The 22,287-nt window shown below is 67.5% G+C and carries 23 protein-coding genes; 10 read left to right on the top strand and 13 right to left on the bottom strand.

Annotated features, from left to right (window positions below):
• Window positions 1-82: 82 nt before the first annotated feature.
• Genes CGU34_RS05440 through CGU34_RS05430 form a run of 3 tightly spaced genes read left to right on the top strand, consistent with a single transcriptional unit; the run spans window position 83 to window position 2,448 of the window.
• On the top strand, window positions 83-508 hold the full coding sequence (locus CGU34_RS05440; protein ID WP_100813524.1) for a YciI family protein: 426 nt from the start codon (window positions 83-85) through the stop codon (window positions 506-508).
• On the top strand, window positions 505-1,767 hold the full coding sequence (locus CGU34_RS05435; protein WP_100813523.1) for an RNA polymerase sigma factor: 1,263 nt from the start codon (window positions 505-507) through the stop codon (window positions 1,765-1,767). Before CGU34_RS05440 ends, CGU34_RS05435 begins: the two co-directional genes overlap by 4 nt.
• Window positions 1,768-1,812: 45 nt before the next feature.
• The gene (locus CGU34_RS05430) at window positions 1,813-2,448 is read left to right on the top strand and encodes an NADPH-dependent F420 reductase (RefSeq protein ID WP_100813618.1); all 636 of its coding nucleotides are present in this window, start codon (window positions 1,813-1,815) and stop codon (window positions 2,446-2,448) included.
• A gap of 91 nt (window positions 2,449-2,539) precedes the next feature.
• On the opposite strand, the gene CGU34_RS05425 is transcribed toward CGU34_RS05430, so the two are convergent.
• Complete coding sequence (locus CGU34_RS05425) at window positions 2,540-3,154, bottom strand: cyclodeaminase/cyclohydrolase family protein (protein WP_100813522.1); 615 nt, start codon at window positions 3,152-3,154, stop codon at window positions 2,540-2,542.
• Between the two features lie 106 nt (window positions 3,155-3,260).
• Here CGU34_RS05425 and CGU34_RS05420 point away from each other — a divergent pair, with 106 nt between their 5' ends.
• A complete protein-coding gene (locus tag CGU34_RS05420) occupies window positions 3,261-3,812 on the top strand; it encodes a pyridoxamine 5'-phosphate oxidase family protein (RefSeq protein WP_081766397.1) in 552 nt (183 codons plus the stop codon).
• A 4-nt stretch (window positions 3,813-3,816) separates the two neighbouring features.
• On the opposite strand, the gene CGU34_RS05415 is transcribed toward CGU34_RS05420, so the two are convergent.
• From CGU34_RS05415 to lgt, 7 genes are all read right to left on the bottom strand, one after another.
• On the bottom strand, window positions 3,817-4,458 hold the full coding sequence (locus CGU34_RS05415) for a hypothetical protein (RefSeq protein ID WP_100813521.1): 642 nt from the start codon (window positions 4,456-4,458) through the stop codon (window positions 3,817-3,819).
• 32 nt (window positions 4,459-4,490) lie between these two features.
• Window positions 4,491-5,201, bottom strand: a complete 711-nt coding sequence (locus CGU34_RS05410; protein ID WP_100813520.1) for a spermidine synthase — start codon at window positions 5,199-5,201, stop codon at window positions 4,491-4,493.
• 41 nt (window positions 5,202-5,242) lie between these two features.
• A complete protein-coding gene (locus CGU34_RS05405; protein ID WP_100813519.1) occupies window positions 5,243-6,007 on the bottom strand; it encodes an ABC transporter permease in 765 nt (254 codons plus the stop codon).
• Window positions 6,004-6,798, bottom strand: a complete 795-nt coding sequence (locus CGU34_RS05400; protein ID WP_100813518.1) for an ABC transporter ATP-binding protein — start codon at window positions 6,796-6,798, stop codon at window positions 6,004-6,006. Before CGU34_RS05400 ends, CGU34_RS05405 begins: the two co-directional genes overlap by 4 nt.
• A gap of 2 nt (window positions 6,799-6,800) precedes the next feature.
• A complete protein-coding gene (locus CGU34_RS05395; RefSeq protein WP_036300242.1) occupies window positions 6,801-7,160 on the bottom strand; it encodes a DUF1048 domain-containing protein in 360 nt (119 codons plus the stop codon).
• A gap of 1 nt (window position 7,161) precedes the next feature.
• Window positions 7,162-7,506, bottom strand: coding sequence for a PadR family transcriptional regulator (locus tag CGU34_RS05390; RefSeq protein WP_036300245.1), 345 nt, complete (start codon window positions 7,504-7,506; stop codon window positions 7,162-7,164).
• 97 nt (window positions 7,507-7,603) lie between these two features.
• On the bottom strand, window positions 7,604-8,473 hold the full coding sequence (gene lgt / locus CGU34_RS05385) for a prolipoprotein diacylglyceryl transferase (RefSeq protein WP_332870608.1): 870 nt from the start codon (window positions 8,471-8,473) through the stop codon (window positions 7,604-7,606).
• Window positions 8,474-8,589: 116 nt separating this feature from the next.
• On the opposite strand from lgt, the gene CGU34_RS05380 reads away from it, so the two are divergent.
• The gene (locus tag CGU34_RS05380; RefSeq protein WP_232711553.1) at window positions 8,590-8,889 is read left to right on the top strand and encodes a metal-sensitive transcriptional regulator; all 300 of its coding nucleotides are present in this window, start codon (window positions 8,590-8,592) and stop codon (window positions 8,887-8,889) included.
• Between the two features lie 205 nt (window positions 8,890-9,094).
• Here the strand turns inward: CGU34_RS05380 and CGU34_RS05375 are convergent, their stop codons facing one another.
• Window positions 9,095-10,783 (bottom strand): FAD-dependent oxidoreductase, encoded by a 1,689-nt coding sequence (locus CGU34_RS05375; RefSeq protein ID WP_100813516.1) that lies wholly within the window; start codon window positions 10,781-10,783, stop codon window positions 9,095-9,097.
• Window positions 10,784-10,932: 149 nt separating this feature from the next.
• On the opposite strand from CGU34_RS05375, the gene CGU34_RS05370 reads away from it, so the two are divergent.
• The gene (locus CGU34_RS05370) at window positions 10,933-12,258 is read left to right on the top strand and encodes a flavin monoamine oxidase family protein (RefSeq protein WP_100813515.1); all 1,326 of its coding nucleotides are present in this window, start codon (window positions 10,933-10,935) and stop codon (window positions 12,256-12,258) included.
• Window positions 12,259-12,273: 15 nt separating this feature from the next.
• Here CGU34_RS05370 and CGU34_RS05365 read toward each other — a convergent pair whose 3' ends face one another.
• Window positions 12,274-12,774 (bottom strand): MarR family winged helix-turn-helix transcriptional regulator, encoded by a 501-nt coding sequence (locus CGU34_RS05365; RefSeq protein WP_100813514.1) that lies wholly within the window; start codon window positions 12,772-12,774, stop codon window positions 12,274-12,276.
• 81 nt (window positions 12,775-12,855) lie between these two features.
• On the opposite strand from CGU34_RS05365, the gene CGU34_RS05360 reads away from it, so the two are divergent.
• A complete protein-coding gene (locus tag CGU34_RS05360; protein WP_100813513.1) occupies window positions 12,856-14,973 on the top strand; it encodes an MMPL family transporter in 2,118 nt (705 codons plus the stop codon).
• 201 nt (window positions 14,974-15,174) lie between these two features.
• On the opposite strand, the gene CGU34_RS05355 is transcribed toward CGU34_RS05360, so the two are convergent.
• Window positions 15,175-15,462 carry a GlsB/YeaQ/YmgE family stress response membrane protein gene (locus CGU34_RS05355; RefSeq protein WP_036297704.1) on the bottom strand — a complete coding sequence of 96 codons (288 nt, stop codon included), beginning with the start codon at window positions 15,460-15,462 and terminating at the stop codon, window positions 15,175-15,177.
• A gap of 139 nt (window positions 15,463-15,601) precedes the next feature.
• On the opposite strand from CGU34_RS05355, the gene CGU34_RS05350 reads away from it, so the two are divergent.
• Complete coding sequence (locus CGU34_RS05350) at window positions 15,602-16,273, top strand: response regulator transcription factor (RefSeq protein WP_100813512.1); 672 nt, start codon at window positions 15,602-15,604, stop codon at window positions 16,271-16,273.
• Between the two features lie 12 nt (window positions 16,274-16,285).
• Here CGU34_RS05350 and CGU34_RS05345 read toward each other — a convergent pair whose 3' ends face one another.
• Window positions 16,286-16,879, bottom strand: a complete 594-nt coding sequence (locus CGU34_RS05345) for a putative glycolipid-binding domain-containing protein (protein ID WP_100813511.1) — start codon at window positions 16,877-16,879, stop codon at window positions 16,286-16,288.
• 328 nt (window positions 16,880-17,207) lie between these two features.
• Here CGU34_RS05345 and CGU34_RS05340 point away from each other — a divergent pair, with 328 nt between their 5' ends.
• Window positions 17,208-18,692, top strand: coding sequence for an HNH endonuclease signature motif containing protein (locus tag CGU34_RS05340; protein WP_100813510.1), 1,485 nt, complete (start codon window positions 17,208-17,210; stop codon window positions 18,690-18,692).
• A gap of 27 nt (window positions 18,693-18,719) precedes the next feature.
• Here CGU34_RS05340 and CGU34_RS05335 read toward each other — a convergent pair whose 3' ends face one another.
• Window positions 18,720-20,546: a DUF2207 domain-containing protein gene (locus tag CGU34_RS05335; RefSeq protein ID WP_232711552.1), complete on the bottom strand. Its 1,827-nt coding sequence runs from the start codon at window positions 20,544-20,546 to the stop codon at window positions 18,720-18,722.
• Between the two features lie 90 nt (window positions 20,547-20,636).
• Between CGU34_RS05335 and CGU34_RS05330 the strand changes: the two genes are divergently transcribed.
• Window positions 20,637-22,106 carry an IS1182 family transposase gene (locus CGU34_RS05330; protein WP_036294992.1) on the top strand — a complete coding sequence of 490 codons (1,470 nt, stop codon included), beginning with the start codon at window positions 20,637-20,639 and terminating at the stop codon, window positions 22,104-22,106.
• Window positions 22,107-22,287 lie beyond the last annotated feature (181 nt).

Here is a 22,287-nt window from a genome sequence, read left to right as displayed (position 1 = left end):
ACGCGATAGTAGGAGGACGCACGAGCGCCCACCCGCGGCCGGGATCGGCCGATGGCACAGAGATGACACAGAGGAGCAGACGATGGCGAAATACATGCTGATCATGCGGTCGAACGAGGCCGCCGTCGAGGACTACGAGTCCATGGACTTCGAGGCCGTGATCAACGCGATGGGCGCGTACAACGAATCGATGATGAAGGCGGGGGTGCTGCTCGCGGGCGAGGGGCTCTCCGATGCGAAGGAGGGCTTCGTGGTCGACTTCGCCGGCGAGACCCCGATCGTCACGGATGGCCCCTATGGCGAGACGCACGAGCTGTTCAACGGCTTCTGGATCATCCAGGCATCCTCGAAGGAAGAGGCCGCCGAATGGGCGAAGCGCTGCCCCCTCGGACCCGGCAGCAAGCTCGAGGTGCGGCGCGTCACGGATGAGTCCGACTTCGCGGACTACGCCGACAACGAGTACGTGCAGAAGGAAGAGCAGTGGCGCGAGGAGCTCGGCACGAAATGAGTAGGCCGGCGCCAGACATCCGCCGCCGCGTCGACGCCGTGTGGCGCATCGAGGGCGCCCGGGTCGTCGCCACACTGGCGAAGGCCACGGGCGACCTCGGGCTCGCCGAGGACCTGGCCCAGGAGGCGGTGGTCGAGGCCCTCGAGCAGTGGCCCGAACGCGGCGTGCCGAGCAATCCCGGAGCCTGGCTGACCACGGTGGCGAAGCGCCGGGCGATCGACGGATGGCGGCGGCGCGAGCGGCTGGATGACCGCTACGCCGCCCTCGCTCACGATCTGGCCGACGAAACAGAACGATCGGACCACGCCGACACCTGGCAGCCGATAGACGACGACGTGCTGCGCTTGATCTTCGTCGCGTGTCACCCGGTTCTCTCGCGCGAGTCGCAGGTCGCCCTGACCCTGCGTGTCGTCGGCGGGCTGACATCGGAAGAGATCGCCCGGATGCTGCTCGTGCCCGTAGCGACCGTGCAGGCCCGCATCACCCGGGCCAAGAAGACGCTGTCTGCGGCGGCCGTGCCGTTCGAGGTGCCCGATCCCGCCGCGTGGGCAGAGCGTCTCACCGGGGTGCTGAGCGTGGTCTATCTCATCTTCACGGAGGGGTATGCGGCGACGTCGGGCGACCGCTGGGTGCGCGTCGATCTGGCGAACGAAGCGCTTCGGCTGGGTCGCGTGCTCGCGGGCCTCGTTCCGCGTGAGCCCGAGGCGCAGGGACTTCTCGCTCTGATGGAGCTGCAAGCATCCCGCTTCGGCGCTCGTACCGCGGCGGACGGGTCGCCCATCCTCCTGGCAGATCAGGACCGTACGAAGTGGGACCGCGCACAGATCGCGCGGGGTCGCGCGGCGCTCCAGCGAGCGGATGCCTCGGGTCGACGCGGACGCGGGAGAGGAACGTACGGCCTCCAGGCAGCCATCGCCGAATGCCATGCCGCCGCGCCGAGCGTGGACGAGACCGACTGGGAGAGCATCGTGATCCTGTACGAGGCGCTGGGGCGGATCGCCCCCAGCCCGATCGTCGAGCTCAACCGCGCGGTCGCGGTTTCGATGAGCACGGGCCCGGCGAGCGCCCTCCGCATCATCGATGGATTGGCCTCGGATGGCGCCCTGCGGGGGTCCCATCTGCTGCCGAGCGTGCGTGGCGAACTGCTCGCCCGGCTCGGCCGCGTGTCCGAGGCGCGCTCCGAGTTGCTCACCGCGGCCGGGCTGACGGCGAACACGCGCGAACGCGCCGTTCTCGAGGCGAAGGCCGCAGCACTGTAGGTGCACGAGGGAATGCGCGACGTGCCCACCGGCGTTGGGCCGTACATGACACGCGTAGGAATCATCGGAGCAGGAAACATCGGATCGGCACTCGCGCAGGGGCTGGTCAACCGCGGCTACGAGGTCGTGATCAGCAACTCTCGCGGGCCCGCGACCCTCGCCGATCTGGTCGCCACGCTCGGCGCCGGCGCGACCGCCGGAACACCGGAGCAGGCCGCAGAGGCCGGCGTGTGGGTCATCGTGACCGTCCCGCTGAAGGCGCTCGACACCGTCCCCGTCGCCCCCCTCGCGGGCAAGATCGTGCTCGACACGAACAACTACTACTGGGAGCGCGACGGGCACATCCTCGAGCTCGACGAGAAGCAGATCACGACCTCGCAGATGCTTCAGCGACACCTGCCGGAGTCGAAGGTCGCCAAGGCGTTCAATCACATCGGCGCGGCAGAGATCCTGACAGCGGGCGCACCTCAGGGCACGCCAGGCCGTCGTGCTCTCGCCACGGCGAGCGACGCACCCGAGGCAGCGCAGTTCGTGACCGACCTCTACGACGCTTTCGGATACGACACGGTCAACATCGGCCCGCTCGCCGACAGCTGGCGTGTCGAGCGCGACACTCCGGCGTATGGCGTGCGCCAGGACGCGGACGAACTTCGCGCCAACCTGGCGGCCGCAGAGCGCTGATCAGGGCGCCCCGCTACGGGTCACTTCGACAAGCTCAGTGACCGGGTGACGAAGCACGCTCCCTGAGCCTGTCGAAGGGAGCAGCCGAGCCTCAGCGCTCTTCGACCGCCTGTGCGAGTAGCGCAACGTCGGCTCGCGCCGCGGAGCCCTCTGCGAGCGGACGGTCGAAATCGCCAGACAACCCTGCCCCCGCGGGCAGGTGCTTGCGGGCAAGCGCGAGGCACGCGCGCAGGTTCGTCAGCGCGCCGCCGAGGCCCGCGCCGATCGCCTCTGCCGCAACCGCGACATCCGCGATCAGGTGCGGGTTGCCGCGATCGGCGAGCACCCGCAGTTCAGCGGCGAGCGCGGCGCCGATCCCGACCAGAGTCGCGGATGACTCGGCGCCGGCCGTGCCCGTCGCCACGATGCGCTCGTCCCGCTCCGGGGAGGACTCGGCCGCGAGCGCAGCGCCCAGGGCGGCCGAGCGCACCCCGTCATCCTCCGCCGCCTGCAGCGCCTCAACACGCAACTCGATCGAGCGCTGGCCGCTCTGCTGCGCTCGTTCGTCGTCGGGGGTGTACGCCGCGACCATGTGCAGCAGCGCGGCACCGATCGCCATCATCACACCCGAGGCCGCCCCACCGCCCGGCTCACCGCCGCGCTGCGAAAGGCGATCCAGCCAGGCGTCGAGCGAGAGAGATACGGGTACACGCGATTCGTCCGTCATGAGCCATGACCTTAGCCGCGCTCGACTTTCTCGTTCAGAGGGTTGACCCCTAGCGGTGCGCGGGTCAACGGAGTTGAATCGAAGTGATCGAACGGAGGCACGTGCGATGACTCGATCAAGTGCTGGGCCCGGGGCGTCGGGAGCACACGCCTTCCAACGATTGAGCCCCGCGGAATGCTGGCGACTACTCGCCGACCCCGCGATCGGGCGACTTGCTGTGACGGGCGCGGACGGGAAGCCGGATGTCTTTCCCCTCAACGTCCTCGCCCACGACGGCGCGCTGTACGCCCGCTCCGCCGAGGGGTCCAAGCTGAGCGTCATCGCCGAACACCCCGAGACCGCGATCGAGATCGACGGGGAGGGCGACGATCACCGCTGGAGTGTTGTCGCTCGCGGTACGGCTGCGCGCCTGGAGACGGACGTTGATGCGGCGACAGATGCCGAGATCGAGGCATCCGGTGTTCTGCGACTCGCGTCGGTGAACTCGGGCGGCAAGCCGTACGTTATTCGTTTGCGTGTCGTCACGATCAGTGGCCGCCGAATCAGGATCCGCGACGGGGGCGCGTCGGGGGCGACGCCGCGCACAGGGCCCATCATCAACTCCGAGCGTGCGCGGCCGCCACGGCCGATCCCGCATCACCCGCCGCCGAAGGCCTAAGCGTTCAGTCCTGGTCGCTCAGGACGACGACCTCGTCGCCCTCGAGGACAAACTGCAGGCCGGTGCCTTTGGGAAAGACCTGGAGGAGTTCGTCGGGGAGGCCCTGATAGTCCTCGGTGACGACGATTTCGATGGTCGCCGCGAAGTCGCCCGCCGTGCACCCGTTGAAGAACGGCCCCTCAAGGGAGCTGGACTCGCTGTCGATGTTCGTTGACGCCACGACCATCAAACAGGTTTGCCCGGTCCCGTAGCTGAATGGCCCACTCGGCATGCTGAACAGGGCCAGTCCGTGGAAGGTCTGAAAAGCCCTGCCCCCTTCCGGCACGTCGGATCTCTCTTCTGATCCGTCTTGCGCGACGTAGTAGTTGGAGAACGCTCCAGGCCACTCGGCGAACGCGTCGACTCCCAGCACGGCGACCTCGTCGGGGGACGGCTCCGCCGAGACGAGCGGCTCGACGTCAACGACAGGCTCGGTCTGCACGGGCAGCGGCGGCTTCGGCGGCAGCTGTTCGACCTCGGGTCCGCGGGCGAGGCGCTCGAGGTCTTGCAAGCGGGCCAGGGCGGACGGGTCGTGTTGGATGTCGGGCTCCGGACCGTACGCCCGGGTCCGCAGCATCCGGAGTTCGTCGATCAGCTGGTCGTCCATCCCGACCCATTCTGCCGTGCGCGTCCGACGCGTCAGAGTGACCGGCGCCGCGCGACGTACACCGTGTTCGACGAGCTACCACCGGTCAGGCGGTTCTCGAACGCCACCTCGAGGGCTCGGGCTTCGTCGAAAACCGAGGCGAGCACCGTCATAAAGTCGGCGTCGGGCGGATCGTCCGACCACAGGGCGAAGATCCCGCGATCGGCCAGATGAGCGGCGAGACGCTCGAGTCCCGCGGCGGTATACAGATCGGCGTGACTCGGGTCGAGGGTATGGCGGGGCGAGTGGTCGACGTCGAGCAGGATGACGTCGTACGGCGCCTCGTCTGGAGCGGCGGCGCGACGCATCACCGCGAAGAAGTCGTCGTGGACGAGCGTCGTGCGCGGGTCATCCACGAGCTTCGTCGAAACGGGCAGCAGATGCCGCTCGTGCCATCCGATCACGGCCGGGAGGGCGTCGATCACATCGAGGCGGGCGACACGGTTGTCCTCGAGCGCTGTCACCGCGGTGTATCCGAGGCCGAGGCCTCCAACCAAGACCGCAAGCGAGCCGCCGTCGGTCGCCGCGAGGCCGAGCCGTGCCAGCTCTTCTTCCGCGACAGTGAACAGACTCGACATGAGATATTCATCGCCGAGCTTGACCTCGTAGATGAGTTCGCCGGACTGGCTGTCGGTACGGCGGCGGAGGTTCAACTCCCCCATCCGCGTCTCTTGCCAGTCGAGCTCTTCGAATCGCGCGATCATCGGCGTCCGCCTTCCGGTGACGTCACACCCTACGCTGCCACTCAGCGGACCTTGCGCCGATAGATCACGATCGCGAAGCCGTAGGCGACGACCAGGATGCCCGCGAGCCACGCCAGAGCGATCCAGATCTCGCCACCGACCGGCTGGCCGGCGAACAACGCACGGATCGTGTTGACGATCGATGTGACCGGCTGGTTCTCGGCGAACCACGCCACCGGGCCCGGCATCGAATCGGTCGGCACGAACGCCGAGCTGATGAAGGGCAGGAAGATCAGCGGGTAGCTGAAGCCGCTCGCGCCGTCGACGGTCTTGGCCGAGAGCCCCGCGATGACGGCGATCCACGTCAGCGCCAGGGTGAACAGGATCAGGATGCCCGCTACCGCGAGCCACGCCCCGACCGTTGCCCCCGTTCGGAAACCCAGGAGCAGTGCAACGCCGATGACGAGCGCGATGGAGACGACGTTCGCGACGAGGGAGGTCAGCACGTGGGCCCACAGGACGCTCGATCGGGCGATCGGCATCGACTGGAAGCGTTCGAAGATGCCGCCCTGCATGTCGAGGAACAGCCGATACGCGGTGTACGCGACTCCGGACGCGATCGTGATCAGCAGGATGCCGGGGAGGAGGTAGTTGACGTACGACTCCCCCGAGCCTGTGTTGATCGCACCGCCGAGCACGAAGACGAACAGCAGCATGAGCGCGATCGGGGTGACGGCGGTCGTGATTATCGTGTCGGGGCTGCGAAGGATGTGTCGCAGCGACCGCCCCGTGAGGACGCTCGTGTCGGCGAGAACGTGGGCGCTCATGACGGCTCTCCTTCGGATGCTCCGGATCGTTCGGGTGGTTCGGTCTCGCCGATCAGGGCGAGGAAGACATCCTCGAGCGACGGTTGCTTCTCGACGTACTCGACCTTCGCCGGGGGCAGAAGTTTCTTGAGCTCGGCGAGCGTGCCGCTCTGGATGATCGTGCCGCGGTGCAGGATCGCGATGCGGTCGGCGAGTTGCTCGGCCTCGTCGAGGTACTGCGTGGTCAGCAGGACGGTCGTGCCACCCCGGGCGAGGTCGGTGATCGCGCGCCACACCTCGAGACGAGCCTGCGGGTCGAGGCCCGTCGTGGGCTCGTCGAGGAAGATGACCGGCGGATCGCCGATCAGGCTCATCGCGATGTCGAGGCGTCGGCGCATACCGCCCGAGTACGTACCGGCTCGGCGACCGCCAGCCTCGACGAGCGAAAACTGCGCGAGCAGGCGGTCGGCGATCGCGCCCGGATCCTGCAGATGCCGCAGCTTCGCGACGAGCACGAGGTTCTCGCGCCCGGTCAACACCTCATCGACCGCGGCGAACTGTCCCGTCAGGCTGATCGACTCGCGCACGTCGGCGGGAGCCGCGGCCACGTCGAACCCGGCGACGGATGCCGTGCCCGCGTCCGCCTTCAGCAGTGTCGACAGTATCCGCACGAGCGTCGTCTTGCCCGCGCCGTTCGATCCGAGCAGGGCGAAGATGCTCCCAGCCTGCACGTCGAGGTCGACGCCGCGCAGCACCGAGACATCCGCGAAGGACTTCTCGATCCCGCGCACAGCGATGGCCGCGGCGGACATGCTCAGCGCCCCTCTTCCTCGACGGCGCGATCGATGGTCTTCTCGAGGCGCGCGCGTTCTTTGCGGATCCAACTGCCCCCGCCGTAGTTCTGCATGAACGTCTCTGCGAACTCGACCGGGTCGCTGCCGACCAGGTCGCGCACGGGTGTTTCGTCGGCGACTGCCTGTTCGAAGAGTTCGGCCAGGTCCGTCAACATCGCGATCAGGCTCTTGCCGTCGTCGCTCGGGCCGAGGTACATCAGGTAGCGCTCGAGGCCCCCGGCAGCCTCACGGTACGGCTCGGGCAGAGCCTTCACCCGCGCCTTGTATTCGCGGTAGTGCTTCTTGTCGGCGAGGTCGCCGGTCAATTTCTCGATCCACATGTCAGTTCCCTTCGGTCTCGGTTGATGCGGTGCGGAGCTGTTCAAGCCGCGTGGTGAGAAAGCCCCACGTTCCCCAGAATTCGTCGAGGTAGTCGCGGCCCTGAGCGTTCAGCGAATAAACCTTGCGCGGGGGACCCTTCTCCGACGGGACCTTCTCGACATCGACGAGCCCCCGCTGCTCGATACGGATCAGCAGGGCGTAGATCGTGCCCTCGGCGATGTCTGCAAAGCCCTCGTCACGCAGCCGGGCCGTGATCTCGTAGCCGTACGCGGACTGCGTCGCGAGGATCGCCAGCACGATGCCCTCCAGCACGCCCTTGAGCATCTCGGTCGCTTGTTTACCCATCCGGAATCGCCTCATTACTCAGTGTCACTAGGTACTGGTAGATAGTAACACTGAGTACTGCGGATGCGTCAAGCATCCGTTCTGCGTAAAGGTCAGATCAGGCGGGCTGTGCGGCCTTCGGACCGACCCCATCGCGGAAGATGCTCGGCTCCGGCTCCGGGTGACGGACGCTCTGGATCACGAACAGCGCGACGCCGAGACCGATCGCCACGAACGAGGCCCAGACATTGGCCGGGATTCCGAACAGACCATCGCTGGTCGGATCGATGCGGATCGCCTCGAGCCAGCTGCGACCCAGGCCGTACCAGATCAGATACACCGCGAACGCCTTGCCCCAGCGCAGCGCGATGCGGCGTTCGAGCAGCAGGATGATCGCAACCCCGACGAGGTTCCAGATCATCTCGTACAGGAACAGTGGATGGAACAGCGTCCCCTCGGCGAGACCCTCCGGGAATTTCGGGTTCGTCGATTCGATCTCCAGCCCCCACGGCAGGGTGGTGGGCAGACCGAAGAGCTCGTGGTTGAACCAGTTGCCGAGGCGCCCGATCGCCTGCGCCACCAGCATGGCCGGGGCGAGTGCGTCGGCGAACGACCACAGCCGAATGCCCGCGATGCGGCATCCGATCCACGCACCCACCGCTCCGCCGAGCAGCGAGCCATACAGCGCGTTGCCGCCATCCCAGATCGCGAAGATCGCCCAGATGTTCGCGCCAGGGTAGAAGTAATCCCCGACGTGGGTGAACACGTGGTAAAAACGCGCGCCGACGATGCCGAGCGGCACCGCCCAGATGATGACGTCGAGAACAGTCCCCGGCTCCGCCCCGCGACTGCCGAGGCGTCGCTGCGTGATGAGCACCGCGGCGATGATGCCCGCGATGATGCACAGCGCGTACGTGTGGATCGTCAGCGGCCCGAGCGAGAACTGGGCGAAGACGGGGTCGGGGCTCGGGATGCTGGCTCGAATCACAAGGGGCAACTGTAGTCCTCGGACCTGTATGCGATACCCGGTGGGGTATCTGCTTTTCGTGGAATAATGGCGTGTAACCCGCGACGCCGTCGGCGTGCGGTACCAGGAGGCCCACCGTGAACGAGACCGCGACATCCGAAACCACGGACGACCGCGAGGCCGAGCTGATCGCGCAGCAACGCAAGATCGTCAATCGCCTGCGCCGGGCACAGGGTCAGCTCGCAGCCGTCGTGAACGCCGTGGAGTCCGGCGCGGAATGCCGCGACGTCGTCATCCAGCTGGCGGCGGTGTCCAAAGCCCTCGACCGCGCGGGTTACGCGATCGTCGCCTCGGCCATGCGCACCTGCATCGCCGACCCCGAGGACGAGTCGATGACGCCGGACGAGCTCGAGAAGCTCTTCCTCACGCTCGCCTGAGGCGAGCTCAGCGCGGGCTCAGCGGGCGAAGAATCGCGCGAAGAATCCGGTCGACGGCTCCTTCGCGTGGCCCTCGCACCGCTGCGAGCGCGGAACCGATCGCATCACCTGATCGACGTGTTGGCCGCACCCTGCCCAGCTCGCCTTGCCGCACTTCTTGCACGCCACTTGGTAGCACATGGTCTGTCTCCTGGAGATGTTGCGGTCAGCGAACGGCTGCGTCGACGACGAGGACGTCGCGAGCACGTGAGCCGAGCGACGCCCGGAGCGTGAGGATGCCTCCCGACAGCGATGCCGAGTCCAGACCCGCCTGCGTCACGACGCGGTGGGCGATGGCCGAACGCACGCCCGAGGCGCACATCACGCGCACCGGGCGGCCGGCCGCACGCTCCCGCACCTCGTCGATGCGCTCGCGCAGTTCGGTGTGCGGAATGTGCAGCGCACCGGGAACATGGCCGGTGGCCCACTCGTCGTCGCGGCGCACGTCGAGCACCAGTGAGGTAGCCAGCACCTCGTCGAGGTCTTCGGCGTACCAGAGCGACAGGGTCCCGTTCAGCACGTTCTCGCCCACCATGCCGGTGAGGTTCACGGCGTCCTTCGCCTGTCCATAGGGCGGCGAGTAGGCCAGATCGAGGTCGATCAGTTCGTCGACCGCCATGCCCGCGCGGATGGCCGTGGCGAGCACGTCGATCCGCTTGTCGACGCCCTCGGTTCCGACAGCCTGGGCACCCAGCAAGAGCCCCGTGTCGGGGTCGATGTGCACCACGAGATGGATCTGGCTCGCACCCGGGAAGTACCCAGCGTGCTGATTCGCGTGCAGATGCAGGGTGGTGTGCGCGATGCCGTGGGCGTGGAGCACCGCACGATTCGCGCCTGTCAGCGCGGCGGTCAGCGAACCCACGCGCACGATCGCGGTGCCGAGCGCAGGCGGAATCGCTCGCGCCGTCGCCGGGCGCAGGATGTCGTCGGCCACCAGGCGTCCGGCGCGGTTGGCGGGTCCCGCGAGCGCCACGGGGTGACGGGCGCCCGTGATCGGATCGACGCCGAGGGTCGCGTCTCCGACAGCCCAGACCCCGGGCACGCTCGTGCGGCCGTGGTCATCCACCACAATCGCACCGCGCACGCACGCGATGCCGGCGCGTTCGAAGCTCGCCGTATCCGGACGAACCCCGACGGAGAGCACGATCATGTCGGCGGCAAGGCGTGAGCCATCCGAGAGCACCACCATGTCGTGGCCTGCACCTTCCTCGATCACGGTCGCGGTCGCGCCGGCGTGCACGTCGATTCCGATCGCTCGCAGTTCTTGCGAAAAGAGCCAGGCGAGTTCGGGTTCGAAGGGACTGAGCGGATGCGCGGAGCTCTGCACGATCGACACCTCGAGACCGCTCGCGGCCAGAGCTTCGGCAGCCTCGACGCCGATGAACCCTGCGCCGAGCACGACAGCACGGCGCGCGCCGCCCGTGACCGAGTCGCGCAGCGCGAGGGCGTCGTCGACGGTGCGGAGCGTGCGAACCCGGGCGGAGGTGATTCCCGGGATCGCGGGGATGACCGCGGCCGCACCCGGAGCGAGCACGAGGGCGTCGTAGTCGATGACCTCGAGACCATTCGCCGTCTGCACGGTCACGTTTTTCGCGGCAGTGTCGACGGCGATGACGTCATGCCCGGGCCGGACATCCAGCGCAAGCGCCGCGCGCAGCGTCTCCGGCGTCTGCACGAGGAGCTTCGCGGGATCTTCGATCTCGCCGCCGACAAAGTAGGGCAGGCCGCAGTTCGCGAACGATACGTGCGGGCCGCGCTCGAGCACGATGATCTCGGCCGACTCGTCGAGGCGGCGCGCACGGGCCGCGGCGCTCATTCCCCCGGCGACCCCACCGACGATCACGATCCTGGACATAACTGACCTCTCTGGTCCTTCTGACTCACGTTAGCATACCCCGGGGGGTATCTATCTGCGCCGCCGAACCGGCGATCCCTCGCGCTTGACAAGGTCGGAGCGATAGCGTCGGGATCGCGCCATGCGGGCGCGTCGAGAGAGGTTTCGCCGTGGACGTTTTCGACACGATCGTGGTCGGCGCGGGCATCGCAGGACTGACCGCAGCGCGCCTCTTGACGAGAGAAGGGCGCCGCGTCGTGATTCTCGAGGCGCGCGACCGCGTGGGTGGCCGGGTGCACACTGACCGTAGCGAGGGGCTCGTCACCGACCTCGGCGCATCCTGGATCCACGGCATCACCGACTCCCCCGTCGCCGCGGTAGCAAAAGCGTTCGGGATGCCGATGGTCGAGTTCACGGTCGGCGGATATCAGCCCGACGGTCGCCCGATCGCCCACTACGGGCCCGACGGGCACCGCCTCTCGAACGCCGCCGCACAGGCCTATGTCTCAGACATCCATGCGGTCGACGCGGCTCTCGTCAACGTGATCGCCTCATCGAGCCCGGATGCCTCGTACCGTGATGTGACAGAAGCAGCCCTCGCGCTTCAGAACTGGAGCGAGGACCGCGTCCAGCGCGTCCGCGAATACCTCGAGCACCGCGCCGAGGAGCAGTACGGCGCGTGGATCGAGGATCTCGCAGCCCACGGCCTCGACGACGACTCGATCGACGGCGACGAAGTGGTGTTCCCGCAGGGGTACGACGCGCTGGCGGCGGGGTTGGCGGAGGGGCTCGACGTGCGACTCGAGCATGTGGTGTCTCGTGTCGAGTGGAGCACCGATGGAGTCGTCATGACGACCGATCGCGGAACATTCGCCGCACGCGATGCGGTGGTCACCGTGCCTGTCGGCGTGCTGCAATCCGAGGACTTCGTGATCGAGCCCGCCCTCCCGGAACCGGTGGCGGGCGCGCTCGGACGCCTGACGATGAATGCCTTCGAGAAAGTCTTCCTGCGCTTCCCGACGAAGTTCTGGGACGACGACGTGTACGCGATCCGCCAGCAAGGCCCCGAGGGACGCTGGTGGCACTCGTGGTACGACCTGACCGCCCTGCACAGCGAGCCCACATTGCTGACTTTCGCGGCGGGACCCGCGGGCATCGAGACACGGGGCTGGGCGACAGACCGGGTCACCCAGTCCGTGCTCGCGCAGCTGCGTCGGCTCTGCGGCGACCGCGTCGAGGAACCGTCCCACGTCCACATCACCGCCTGGCAGGGCGACCCGTTCGCCCGAGGCTCGTATGCGTACATGACACTCGGGTCGACGACCGACGACCACGACGCCCTGGCCACCCCGATCGGCGGCGTCCTGCACCTGGCGGGCGAGGCGACGTGGACGGATGACCCGGCCACCGTCACCGCGGCGATGTGCTCGGGACACCGTGCGGCGACACGCATCCTGGATCATGACATCCCGATCGAGCGACTCTGGATGGATTGACCTGCGGCGCGCAGCTCAGCTTTCGACTTCGGATGCCCGGGGACTTGCGTGCATCCGCAACCGCTCGACCACCTGGGCAAGATACCGCGTGATGACCTCCTGCTCGGCCTCGGTGAACGCGTCGAGCTCGCCGTCGATGCCCATGATCATGGGCATGAGCCGCCCCATCGCGCGGTCGCGCGAAGCGGGCTGCGGCACAACGAGAGTGCCGCGGCGATCCGTGGGGTGGGGCTCGCGCGTCACGTGACCGAGCGCGACGAGCCGGTCGATCGAGGTCGTCGCGGCGCCGGCAGAGATGCCCACGCGCCGCGCCAGCTCGGTCGGCCCCAGCGGACCACCCATGAGCAGATGCTCCATGGCCGCCAGATCCGTCGGATTGACCTCGAGCTCGGTTGCTATCGCACGCTCGAACTGATCGGTGAGTTCGATGAACTCCCGCAACGACGCCGTGGCCGGACGGGTCGGAGAGAACCCGGACGCGTCCGCGCTTGGACTGTCGCCGTGCCTCGGTTGCATGAGACCCACGATATCGCTACATTCATTCGATAGTCATATAGTTTGATCTTCAAATAACTTTCACAGACGTGGAGAACCCCCATGAGCGGCCTGCTGCGCTTCATCACATCCGCCAAGACGTCATGGATCGTGCTCGTCCTGGCCGCTCTCGCAGCGGCCGCACTGTTCAGCATCGCGGGCGGCGAAGAGTCCGAAACGGCACCCTCGGTCGGCCTGCCCGACAGCGCCGAGTCCGTCCAGGTCGATCAGCTGCGCGAAGAGTTTCCGAGCGCCGACGATACCTCAGCCCTGCTGGTCTTCGCGTCGGATGAGGGCGAGCTCGACGCCGACACGCTCGCCCTGATCAACGAGAACGCCATGGGAGAGCTCGCGGACCTCTCCCGCGAGGGATTTGTTCCTCCCGCGCAGGTCTCGGACGACGGAACGGTCGCCCTGGTCGTCGTACCGCTCGAGCCCGAGACCGACGTCGCGGCGCAGAGCGAGCGCGCACAGGAACTCCGCGATGCGGCGTCAGCGGGCCTCGACGGGGTACGGGTCTACCTGACCGGCGCAGAGGGCTTTGAGGTCGATATCGCTGCTGTTTTCGCGGGGGCCGACTTCACCCTTCTGTTGACCACCGTGATCGTCGTCGCCGTGCTGCTGCTCATCACCTACCGCAGCCCCTGGCTGTGGCTCGTCCCACTCGTCGTCATCGGGGTCGCGGACGGGCTCGCCGGCATCGTCGCGCGACAGGTGGCGAGCGCGGTCGGGGTGCAGCTCGATGCATCCATCACCGGCATCCTGTCGGTACTGGTCTTCGGAGCGGGAACGAACTACGCACTGCTGCTCATCGCGCGGTACCGCGACGAGCTACGCCTGCATGAGGATCGCCGGGACGCGATGCAGCGCGCCCTGCGGGGAGCCGGCCCCGCGATCATCGCGAGCGGCTCGACCGTCGCGCTCGCGCTGCTGACGCTGCTGCTCGCCGAGCTCGCCGGCAACCGGGCACTCGGACTGGCGTGCGCCGTCGGCATCGTCGTCGCGATGATCTTCGCCCTGTTCGTTCTGCCCGCGGCGCTTGTGCTGTTCGGCCGCGGACTCTTCTGGCCCTACATCCCGCGCTTCGGCTCGCCCGACGCGATCGCCCGGAGCGTCTGGGGCAAGCTCGGCCGCGCGGTTTCGAAGCGTCCGGTCATCGTGGCTACGGGCGGATTCATCGTGCTGGGTGTGATGGCGAGCGGGCTGTTCTTCGTCCAGACCGGGCTCTCGCAAAACGACAGATTCCTGCAGAAGCCCGAGGCCGTTCAGGGACAGGAGGTCCTCGCCGAGGCTTTCTCGGCCGGAACGACCTCGCCCTCCATCGTCATCGTTCCGCTCGACGAAGCCGAAGAGGCCGAGAGCGCCTTGGCCGCCCTCGAGGGAGTCGATTCAGCGGCGATCGGCGAGACGACCGACGACCTCGCCCGGATCGATGTCACGCTCGGCGCGAACGCCGAGACCGAGGAGGCTTTCGCCACGGTCGAGCGGATGCGTGCAGCCCTCGACGGAGTCGGCACCGGCGAGGGTCTGGTGGGTGGGCTCGACGCCCAAGCCCTCGACGTCACGAACGCGCAGGCGCGCGATCAGGCCCTGATCATTCCGCTCATCCTGGTGCTCGTATTCATCGTCCTCGTCGTGCTGCTACGCGCGCTCGTCGCGCCACTCCTGCTGCTCCTCGCGGTTGTGGCGAGCTTCTTCTCGGCCATCGGCCTGAGTTGGTGGCTCTTCCAGACGCCGCTCTTCGGCTTTCCCGCCATCGACGCCAACGTGCTGCTGTTCAGCTTCCTGTTCCTCGTGGCACTCGGCGTGGACTACAGCATCTTCCTCGTGACGCGGGCGAAAGAGGAGTCCGACCACCTGGGCATCACGCAGGGCATGATTCGTGCCCTTGCCGCTACGGGCGCGGTGATCCCGAGCGCGGGAATCCTGCTGGCCGCGGTGTTTGCGGTGCTCGGAGTGCTCCCGCTCATCACGTTGACGCAGATCGGCATCATCGTGTGCATCGGTGTGCTCATCGACACGCTGCTCGTACGCACGGTGATCGTTCCCGCGCTCGCGTTCATCACGAAGGACGCCTTCTGGTGGCCCCGCAAGCCGAAGCTCCGGGACGCGGACGCCGCGGCCGCCGGCGCGGATGCGCTTGCTCTGGCACCGGCGGCGCAAAGAGTCACAGAAAGATAACGACAAACCTTGCCCATCGTTACCTGGCCGTTATAGAGTTCACGCACGGTAGTTGTTTTGCTGTGGCAGCTACCGACATGTGATTGCAGGACACTCTTGGTGCAAGGGACAAGGGCCGGTCAGAAGCCTCTCTGACCGGCCCTCACTTGTGTCCGGACGACGACGTGGATCGCGACCGGATGCGCACGGACGCGCTGCGGATCAGCCGCGGCGACGCGCTGAGGCGCCACGACCCCTGACCATGACGTAAATCAGCAGCGCGATGATCGCGCCGATGATGGAACCGATGATTCCGGCCGGCTGGAAGAAGCCGTCGGCGGCGTCCTGCCCGAAGAGCAAGAAGCCGAGGAATCCACCCACGAACGAACCGACGATTCCCAGGACGATGGTCATGAGGATGCTCATGTCCTGTTTGCCAGGAACCACGGCGCGAGCGATGAATCCGGCGATGAGGCCGATGACGATGATGCTGATGATGAGACCGAGCATGGTTGCTCCTCTTCTCGACGCCGAGAGGCGTGGTGGGCGCGCACCATTCGATGCGCGGAATGCCGCAATTCGCGACAACACCTGACTTCATCACCCCTCAGGGTGTGGCGGCACACCCCTGGGGGTGTAAAGCTCGAGCATGCCCTCATCCCCGGCCTCGCGCCCCATCACCGTCGCCCTCGTCGATGACTACGACGTGGTGTTGAAGGGGCTGGCGCATCTGTTCGACGAATACCGTGATCGAGTTCTGGTCGCCGAGATCGACGCGAACAGGGGGGTGAGCGACTCGGTTGATGTCGTGCTGTACGACTCTTTTGCGCAGCCCGAGTCCGACCATCACGAGATCTCCGAGCTCATCAAGAACCCCAGCGCCCGTCGCGTCGTCATGTACACCTGGAACTTCCATCCCGAACTCATCGAGTCGGCTCGGCGCCAGGGGGTCCATGGATACCTCTCGAAGACCTTGACGGCACCGCAGCTCGTCGCGGCGATCGAGGCGGTGCACGCGGGTGAACTCGTGATCAGCAATCAGGGCCGCCGGGCGCCCAGCGCGCCGGGGCTCGACTGGCCGGGACGACTCGAGGGCATCACCGATCGCGAGTCCGAGATTCTCGCGCTCATCACCCAGGGCAAGAGCAACGCCGAGGTCGCGAGCCTCACCTACCTGAGCCCGAACACGGTGAAGTCATACATCCGATCCGTCTACCGCAAGATCGGCGCGACGAGCCGCACTCAGGCCGTGCTGTATGGCGTCGCCCACGGATTCACCCCCGACACCCACCGGATCGACCATTGGATGGGCGGGCCGTGACGCGCGCCGGGCTCACCCGCGCCCGGTAGGGGTCCGAACGGCGATACCGGGATACTCCACGACGAGCCCCGCACGGTCGAACGGGATGTCGCACGCGAAATCGAACGTCGATGACTCGTAGTGGAACAGCAACCGGTCGGGCGTGGTCCCGACCAGGGTGTATCTCTGCTCCAGTCGTTCCACCCGAAGGTCATCGGCGCGAACGAAAGCCGCGGGCACGTCGACGCTGGCTCCGACGATGAAGTCGAGCCGGTGGATCGGAAGAGTATTCGTGACAGCGGATGACTCGAAGTCCACGTCAACGCATCCGTCGAGGTCCGGGCGCTGCGTCCCGCCGACAATCCAATGACCCTGCGCGTCACGCGTCATCGTCATCTCGCCCGTCCCCTGAGCGCTCAAGCGAGACGCCCGCACCGAGATCGTCGTCCACGAAGGATCCACGGTCAGGTCGTAGCCGACCGACCACAGGGCGCCCGACTCGTTCGCTGTTGTGTGCCCCGTCAAACGATGACCCAGCCGCACATCACGGAAGAACGCAACCTCGAAGCCGACCCGCAGCCCCTGGTGATTCCAGCTCTCGGCGGAAGGCAATGGTGTCAGCCTCATGAGGCGAATCTAGCTCGACGAAAACATCACAGATAGATAACGGGAAACCTTGCTTGTCGTTACCTCGCCGTTATAGAGTGCAAGCACGGAAGTTGTTTGCTGTGGCAGCTCCCGACATGTGATTGCAGGACACTCTTGGTGCAAGGGACAAGGGCCGGTCAGAAGCCTCTCTGACCGGCCCTTACTCTTGCCGTCTGCGACCTGCCTGCGTGCCGCGGCGCGCATTCGCTCCTCCACAGGACAAGTCTCCGAGAGTTATCCACAGAACAAACGTTTGACCGGGTCTTTTGTCGCCGTCAATGTCGTTGGTCGATGGGATTCTGGAGGCATGTTCACGACCGCACCCCGCGACACGGGGGCATCCCTCGGCACGACGCTGCGGGCTGGTGTGGCCGAGGCAACCGCCCTGCTCGACGCGCACGTACTCCCCGCACGGGATCAGTTGGGCCTGTTGCCCGACGACGAGCTCCTGGAGCTCACGCGCGTTGCGGAAGAACTGGGCAGGCGGGCGGATGCGCTGCGAACGCTCGCGGCCGCGGAGGTCGGACGCCGGTCAGGACCCGAGCGGGGCGCGGAGGGGCTGAGTTCACGCCTCGGATGCCGCAACCCGGCTGAACTCCTCGAGCGGTTGTGTTCGGTGTCGGGCGCGACGGCGCGGACTCGGTTGCGACTCGGCGCGCACATAGCGCCGAGGTTCGGCCTCGCGGGTGAAACTCTTCCCTCAGACTTTCCCGCGGCGCGGGCGGCGTTCAGCGCCGGCGAGCTGGGCATCGATTCGCTGGTCGCCATCACCGGCACCCTTTCTTCCCTGACCGAACGGTGCGGGGCTGAGGCGGTCGCTGCGGCCGAGGGCGAGTTGGTTGCGGCCGCCACGGGCACCGCGCCCGACGGGGCGCCGCCGGCCGCAGCCGACGAGATCCGGATGCAGGCGAAGCTCTGGGCTCTCTACCTCGATCCCGACGGCGTCCTGCCCGATCCTGATCGCACCATGCGGCGTCGAGGCCTGACGCTCGGACGCGAGCGCGACGGCCTGACTCCCCTCTCGGGCGCGCTGACGATCGACGTTGCGGCGCAGTTGCAGCGACTCTTCGACGCCCAGATCAGCCCGCGCGTGGCGGACCGCGGGCGCCCTGCCTTCACTGAGGACACGGCCGGCGCGCACGACGCCGCGCACGCGAGGGATGACTCGCGCACCCGGGCGCAGCGACAGCACGACGCTCTCGCGGCGATCCTCGGGGTGGCAGCGCGCGCGGCCGAGTCGCCCTCGATCGGCGGCAGCGCACCGACGCTGCTCGTCACGATCAGCGCCTCCGAACTCGAGCGTCGCGACGGCTTCGGCCTACTCGACGCCGCGCACCTGAGCGACGACATGGGCGCCGACGCGGTTGCCCAGCCGATTCCCGCTACGTTCGCTCGACAGGTTGCGTGTTCCGGTGGCATCCAGCGCCTTGTTCTCGACGCCAACGGCCGCATCATCGAACTCGGCGGACCACAGCGCGTCTTCACGGCGCACCAGCGGCGCGCGATCATCGCGAGGGACGGCGGATGCGTCATCCCGGGATGCCACGTCCCCTCGGCCTGGTGCGAGGTCCATCACGCGACCGACCACGCCCGCGGCGGACCGACGCACACCGACAACGGCGTCCTGCTGTGCTGGTTCCACCACCGCACCCTCGAGACGAGCGGATGGGAGGTGCGCATGCGCAACGGGGTGCCCGAAACCCGCGCACCGGCCTGGGTCGAAGCCCGCAGGCCCTGGCGCCCGGTGCACCCACACGGGCATCGGCGAGGAACACGAGCGCGGCCAGGGTGAGGGCAGGGCTAGAGGCCGGGCAAGGACCTACACCCCGCCGCCGCCACCTCCGCCGCCGCCACCGCCCGCGGAACCGCCGCCGGACGATCCACCCGAGGTGGATGCCGTAGAAGAGCTCGTCGACAGGGAAGAGATGCTCGACGAGAAAGCGGCCGCACTGAAAGCACTCGTGCCGTAGTACCAGCCGGGCGTGGAGTCGCCGTAGTAGACGACGATGTGTTCGGCCCACTTCTTCTCCTGGCCGAACACCACGGCGTAGGGCAGCAGACGCTCGTACAGCCTGATCATCTGTCGCGGATCGTCGACGGCGATCGACGTGCGCTCGGCTCCCTGCGGCGACTGCAGCATCCGGATGCGGTCGGCCTCCGCCCACTCGATGAACACCTTCACCCCGGCGAGGTGGTCGCGCAGTTCCGCACCGCGCGAGGTCAGGGGCCGGCGCGAGACCAGCACACCCGCCGTGATCGCGAGGATGGGCGCCGCGACGAGCAGCGGAACAGACCAGGCGGGGGTGATCCCACCCTCGAGACCGACAACGCCCAGAATCACCGACGCGACCGCCGCAAGGACTCCGACGAGGATCGGCCGCGCTCGCACGATTCCCGGCACCTCGCGCCGCACACCCATCGCGGCCAGCGTCGCATCCGCCTCCTTCAGGATCTTCTGCGCCGTGCGCGACACCCGCGCGTCGCTCTTGCCGAGCGTGAACGTCGTCTTCCCGTCGGGGAACATCCCGTCGAGCAGCTCGCGGCCGTTCTCGTCAGCCAGCGAACGGTTGACGAGCTCGAGCTCGAATGTCTGACTGCCCCATTTGCGCTCGCCCTCGACGATTCGAATCGAGCCCGCGATCGCCTGCTCCAGCACCTCCGCCGGAATGCCCTTGGTCTGCGCGCCCCACAGCACCGCGGACTCGAGCGCGTCGAGGCCTGGCGGTGGGTCGTACTCGGCGATCACCGTCGGCCGGCCAGGGTCGTCCTGCAGCCGACGGCGCCGGATGACCGCGGCCCAGATCACGGCCAGCACAGCGACGAGAGTCGCCCCGCCCTGCAACCAACCGACCGGTGAAGCGAAGGGCGACGAATCGAACGCGGCGAACGTGCCGGGCTCGAAGGCAACCGCAATTGTCATCGTCTGGCGCGGCGCCAAGGCATCGGCGCGCGCTGAGACGACGGCGCCCGTCGCATCGGTCGCCACGTCGATCTCGCAGTTATCGGTCGAGCCGGTTGATCCCTGATAGCACGCGACATCGCCGATCGCCGCCTCGGCCAGGTCTCCGTCGAGCACCACGCGCGCATCCACGCGGTCGAACGGCTGCGCCCATTCCTCTCCGTTGACGTCCCAGTACAGCTCGTCGACGCCCGTGTCATCAAAGCCCCGCGTGACGTTCTGAAGGTCATAGGTGAAGACGTAGGTCTGCGCGCCGTGCACGTAGTCATCCGCTCGCGAGGTGACGATGAGGAAGTCGTCTTCGTCGTCGGTCTCGACGGGCCTCTCGGCACCCGTCTCGTCCGTCACCGAAACGAGAGAGGGGAATAGGGGTGCGTTCAGATAGCTGTTCGGGATGAGCCGCCGCATGCCCCGATTCTGATCACTCTCGGGGAAGACGGCGACGAACGTCTCGATCACCCGCATCCGACTGGTGCCGTCTTCTGCCCGGGACAGGGTGTATTCGACGTCGAGGCTCGCAAACGAAAAGTCGTCGACATCGCTCGGAACGGCGGCGGCAAAGTCGGACCCCGTACCCCGCTCCGCGGCGGACGCCGGGGGAACACCGGCGCCCACTCCCCCCGCGACGACGATCGACATCGCGATCGATATCGCGACGATCAGTCCCGTTCGAAGCAATGCACGCATGGGCCCAGCCTAGGTGCGTGGGTCAGATCCTTCCGTTAACGCGCCGGGGTGAATCCGGTGGATAGCGCGGGGTGCTGGGAGAATCGATTCATGACGGTGACTGCCAGCCTGGAGGGTCTGTTCGAGGTCGAGCCGGGTGAGGCGCGGGCGCCGGGATCGGCTGCACCGGCGGGTGCGGGCAAGACGTTCCGTGGGTATGACCAGGGGCAGTGTTTCCTGCTCCCGCCGAGTCTGGATGACTGGCTGGACGAGGATGATGAGGCCCGGTTCATCTCCGAGGTCGTCGAAGAGCTCTTGGATCTGACGCCGGTCTACGCGTCGTACGCGTCCGCCTCGGGTGCGCCTCCGTATGACCCGCGGATGATGTTGAAGCTGCTGCTGTTCGCGTACGCGACGGGCGTGACCTCGTCTCGTGAGTTGGAGCGGCGCTGCAAGCGCGATATCGCCTTCCGGTGGCTGTCGGGCAACCAGGCGCCCGACTACCGGTCGCTGGCCCGGTTTCGTCGGCGTCACCTGGATGCCCTGCCGGGGTTGTTCCTGCAGGTGCTGCGGGTCTGCGCGGAGGCGGGGCTGGTGCGGTTGGGGCGGGTCGCGCTGGATGGCACGAAGCTGGCTGCGAACGCGTCGCGGCATAAGGCGATGAGCTATGACCGGATCGTGCCGAAGATCGATCAGCTCCAAGCCGAGGTCGCTGCGCTGCTCGCCGAGGCGGAGGCGGTCGATGAGGCCGAGGATCAGCAGTTCGGCCAGGACCGGCGCGGGGACGAGGTCGCCCCGGAGCTGGCCCGCCGTGAGGGGCGCCTGGCAAAACTACGTGCCGCGAAGGACGCGATCGAGGCCGACGCCGCCGAGAAGGCGGCAGCCGTGGCGCGGAAGAAGGCCGACGCCGCCGGTCAGCCCCCTGAGCAGGCCGACGCGGCCGTCGCGACTGCGGTGGACACGGCGGCGCCGAAGCCGAAAGCGCAACGCAATTTCACCGATCCTGAGGCGCGGATGATGAAGACGGTCCGCGGCTTCGATTACGCGTTCAACGCGCAGGCCGTTGTCGATGAGGGCCACCAGATCGTGTTGAGCGCCGAGGTCACCCAGCAGGCCACCGATATCCAGCAGTTCGTCCCGATGGCCGAGCAGACCCTACGGAACCTCGACGCGGCAGGAATCGAGCGTTCCCCAGAGGTCGTCCTCGCTGACGCGGGCTACTGCTCGGAAGCCAACCTCGAAGCCGCCGACGATCTGGACGCACAGGTGTTGATCGCGACGGGACGGCAACGTCACGGCGAGAGCTTCCCTACCGCCGGCGCCCCGGACCCGGCCCCAGAGGACGCGAGCCGGCGGGAGCGGATGGCGCACGCGCTGCGCACCGAGCAGGGCCGCACCGACTACGCGCGCCGCAAAGCCATCGTTGAACCCGCGTTCGGGCAGATGAAGACCCGGCAAAACGCCGGACAGCTCCGGCTACGCGGACTCGCCGGCGCCCAAGGCGAATGGCTACTCCACACGATCTGCCACAACCTCCGCAAGCTCCGCGTCGCTACAGCCGCCGGGCTGGCGCCCGCATAGGCCTCCCCAGGGGTCCCTGGGCGTCACAGCACGCACCGACAGTCGCCACGAGCCCCTCGCCGTGCGATCCCGCACGCTCTCACACCGCAACGGCCCGCCCGTTCCCGTTCGCGACCGTCAGCGCGCGATGCCAGAGTCAACGCCGCGCGCCACGCCACCCGATTCTGACCCGCGCACCTAG

Source organism: Microbacterium lacus (genome assembly GCF_002812805.1).
Taxonomy (GTDB): domain Bacteria; phylum Actinomycetota; class Actinomycetes; order Actinomycetales; family Microbacteriaceae; genus Microbacterium; species Microbacterium lacus_A.
The sequence above is the reverse complement of the archived record's forward strand: the minus strand, read 5'-3'. Positions and strand labels throughout refer to the sequence as shown.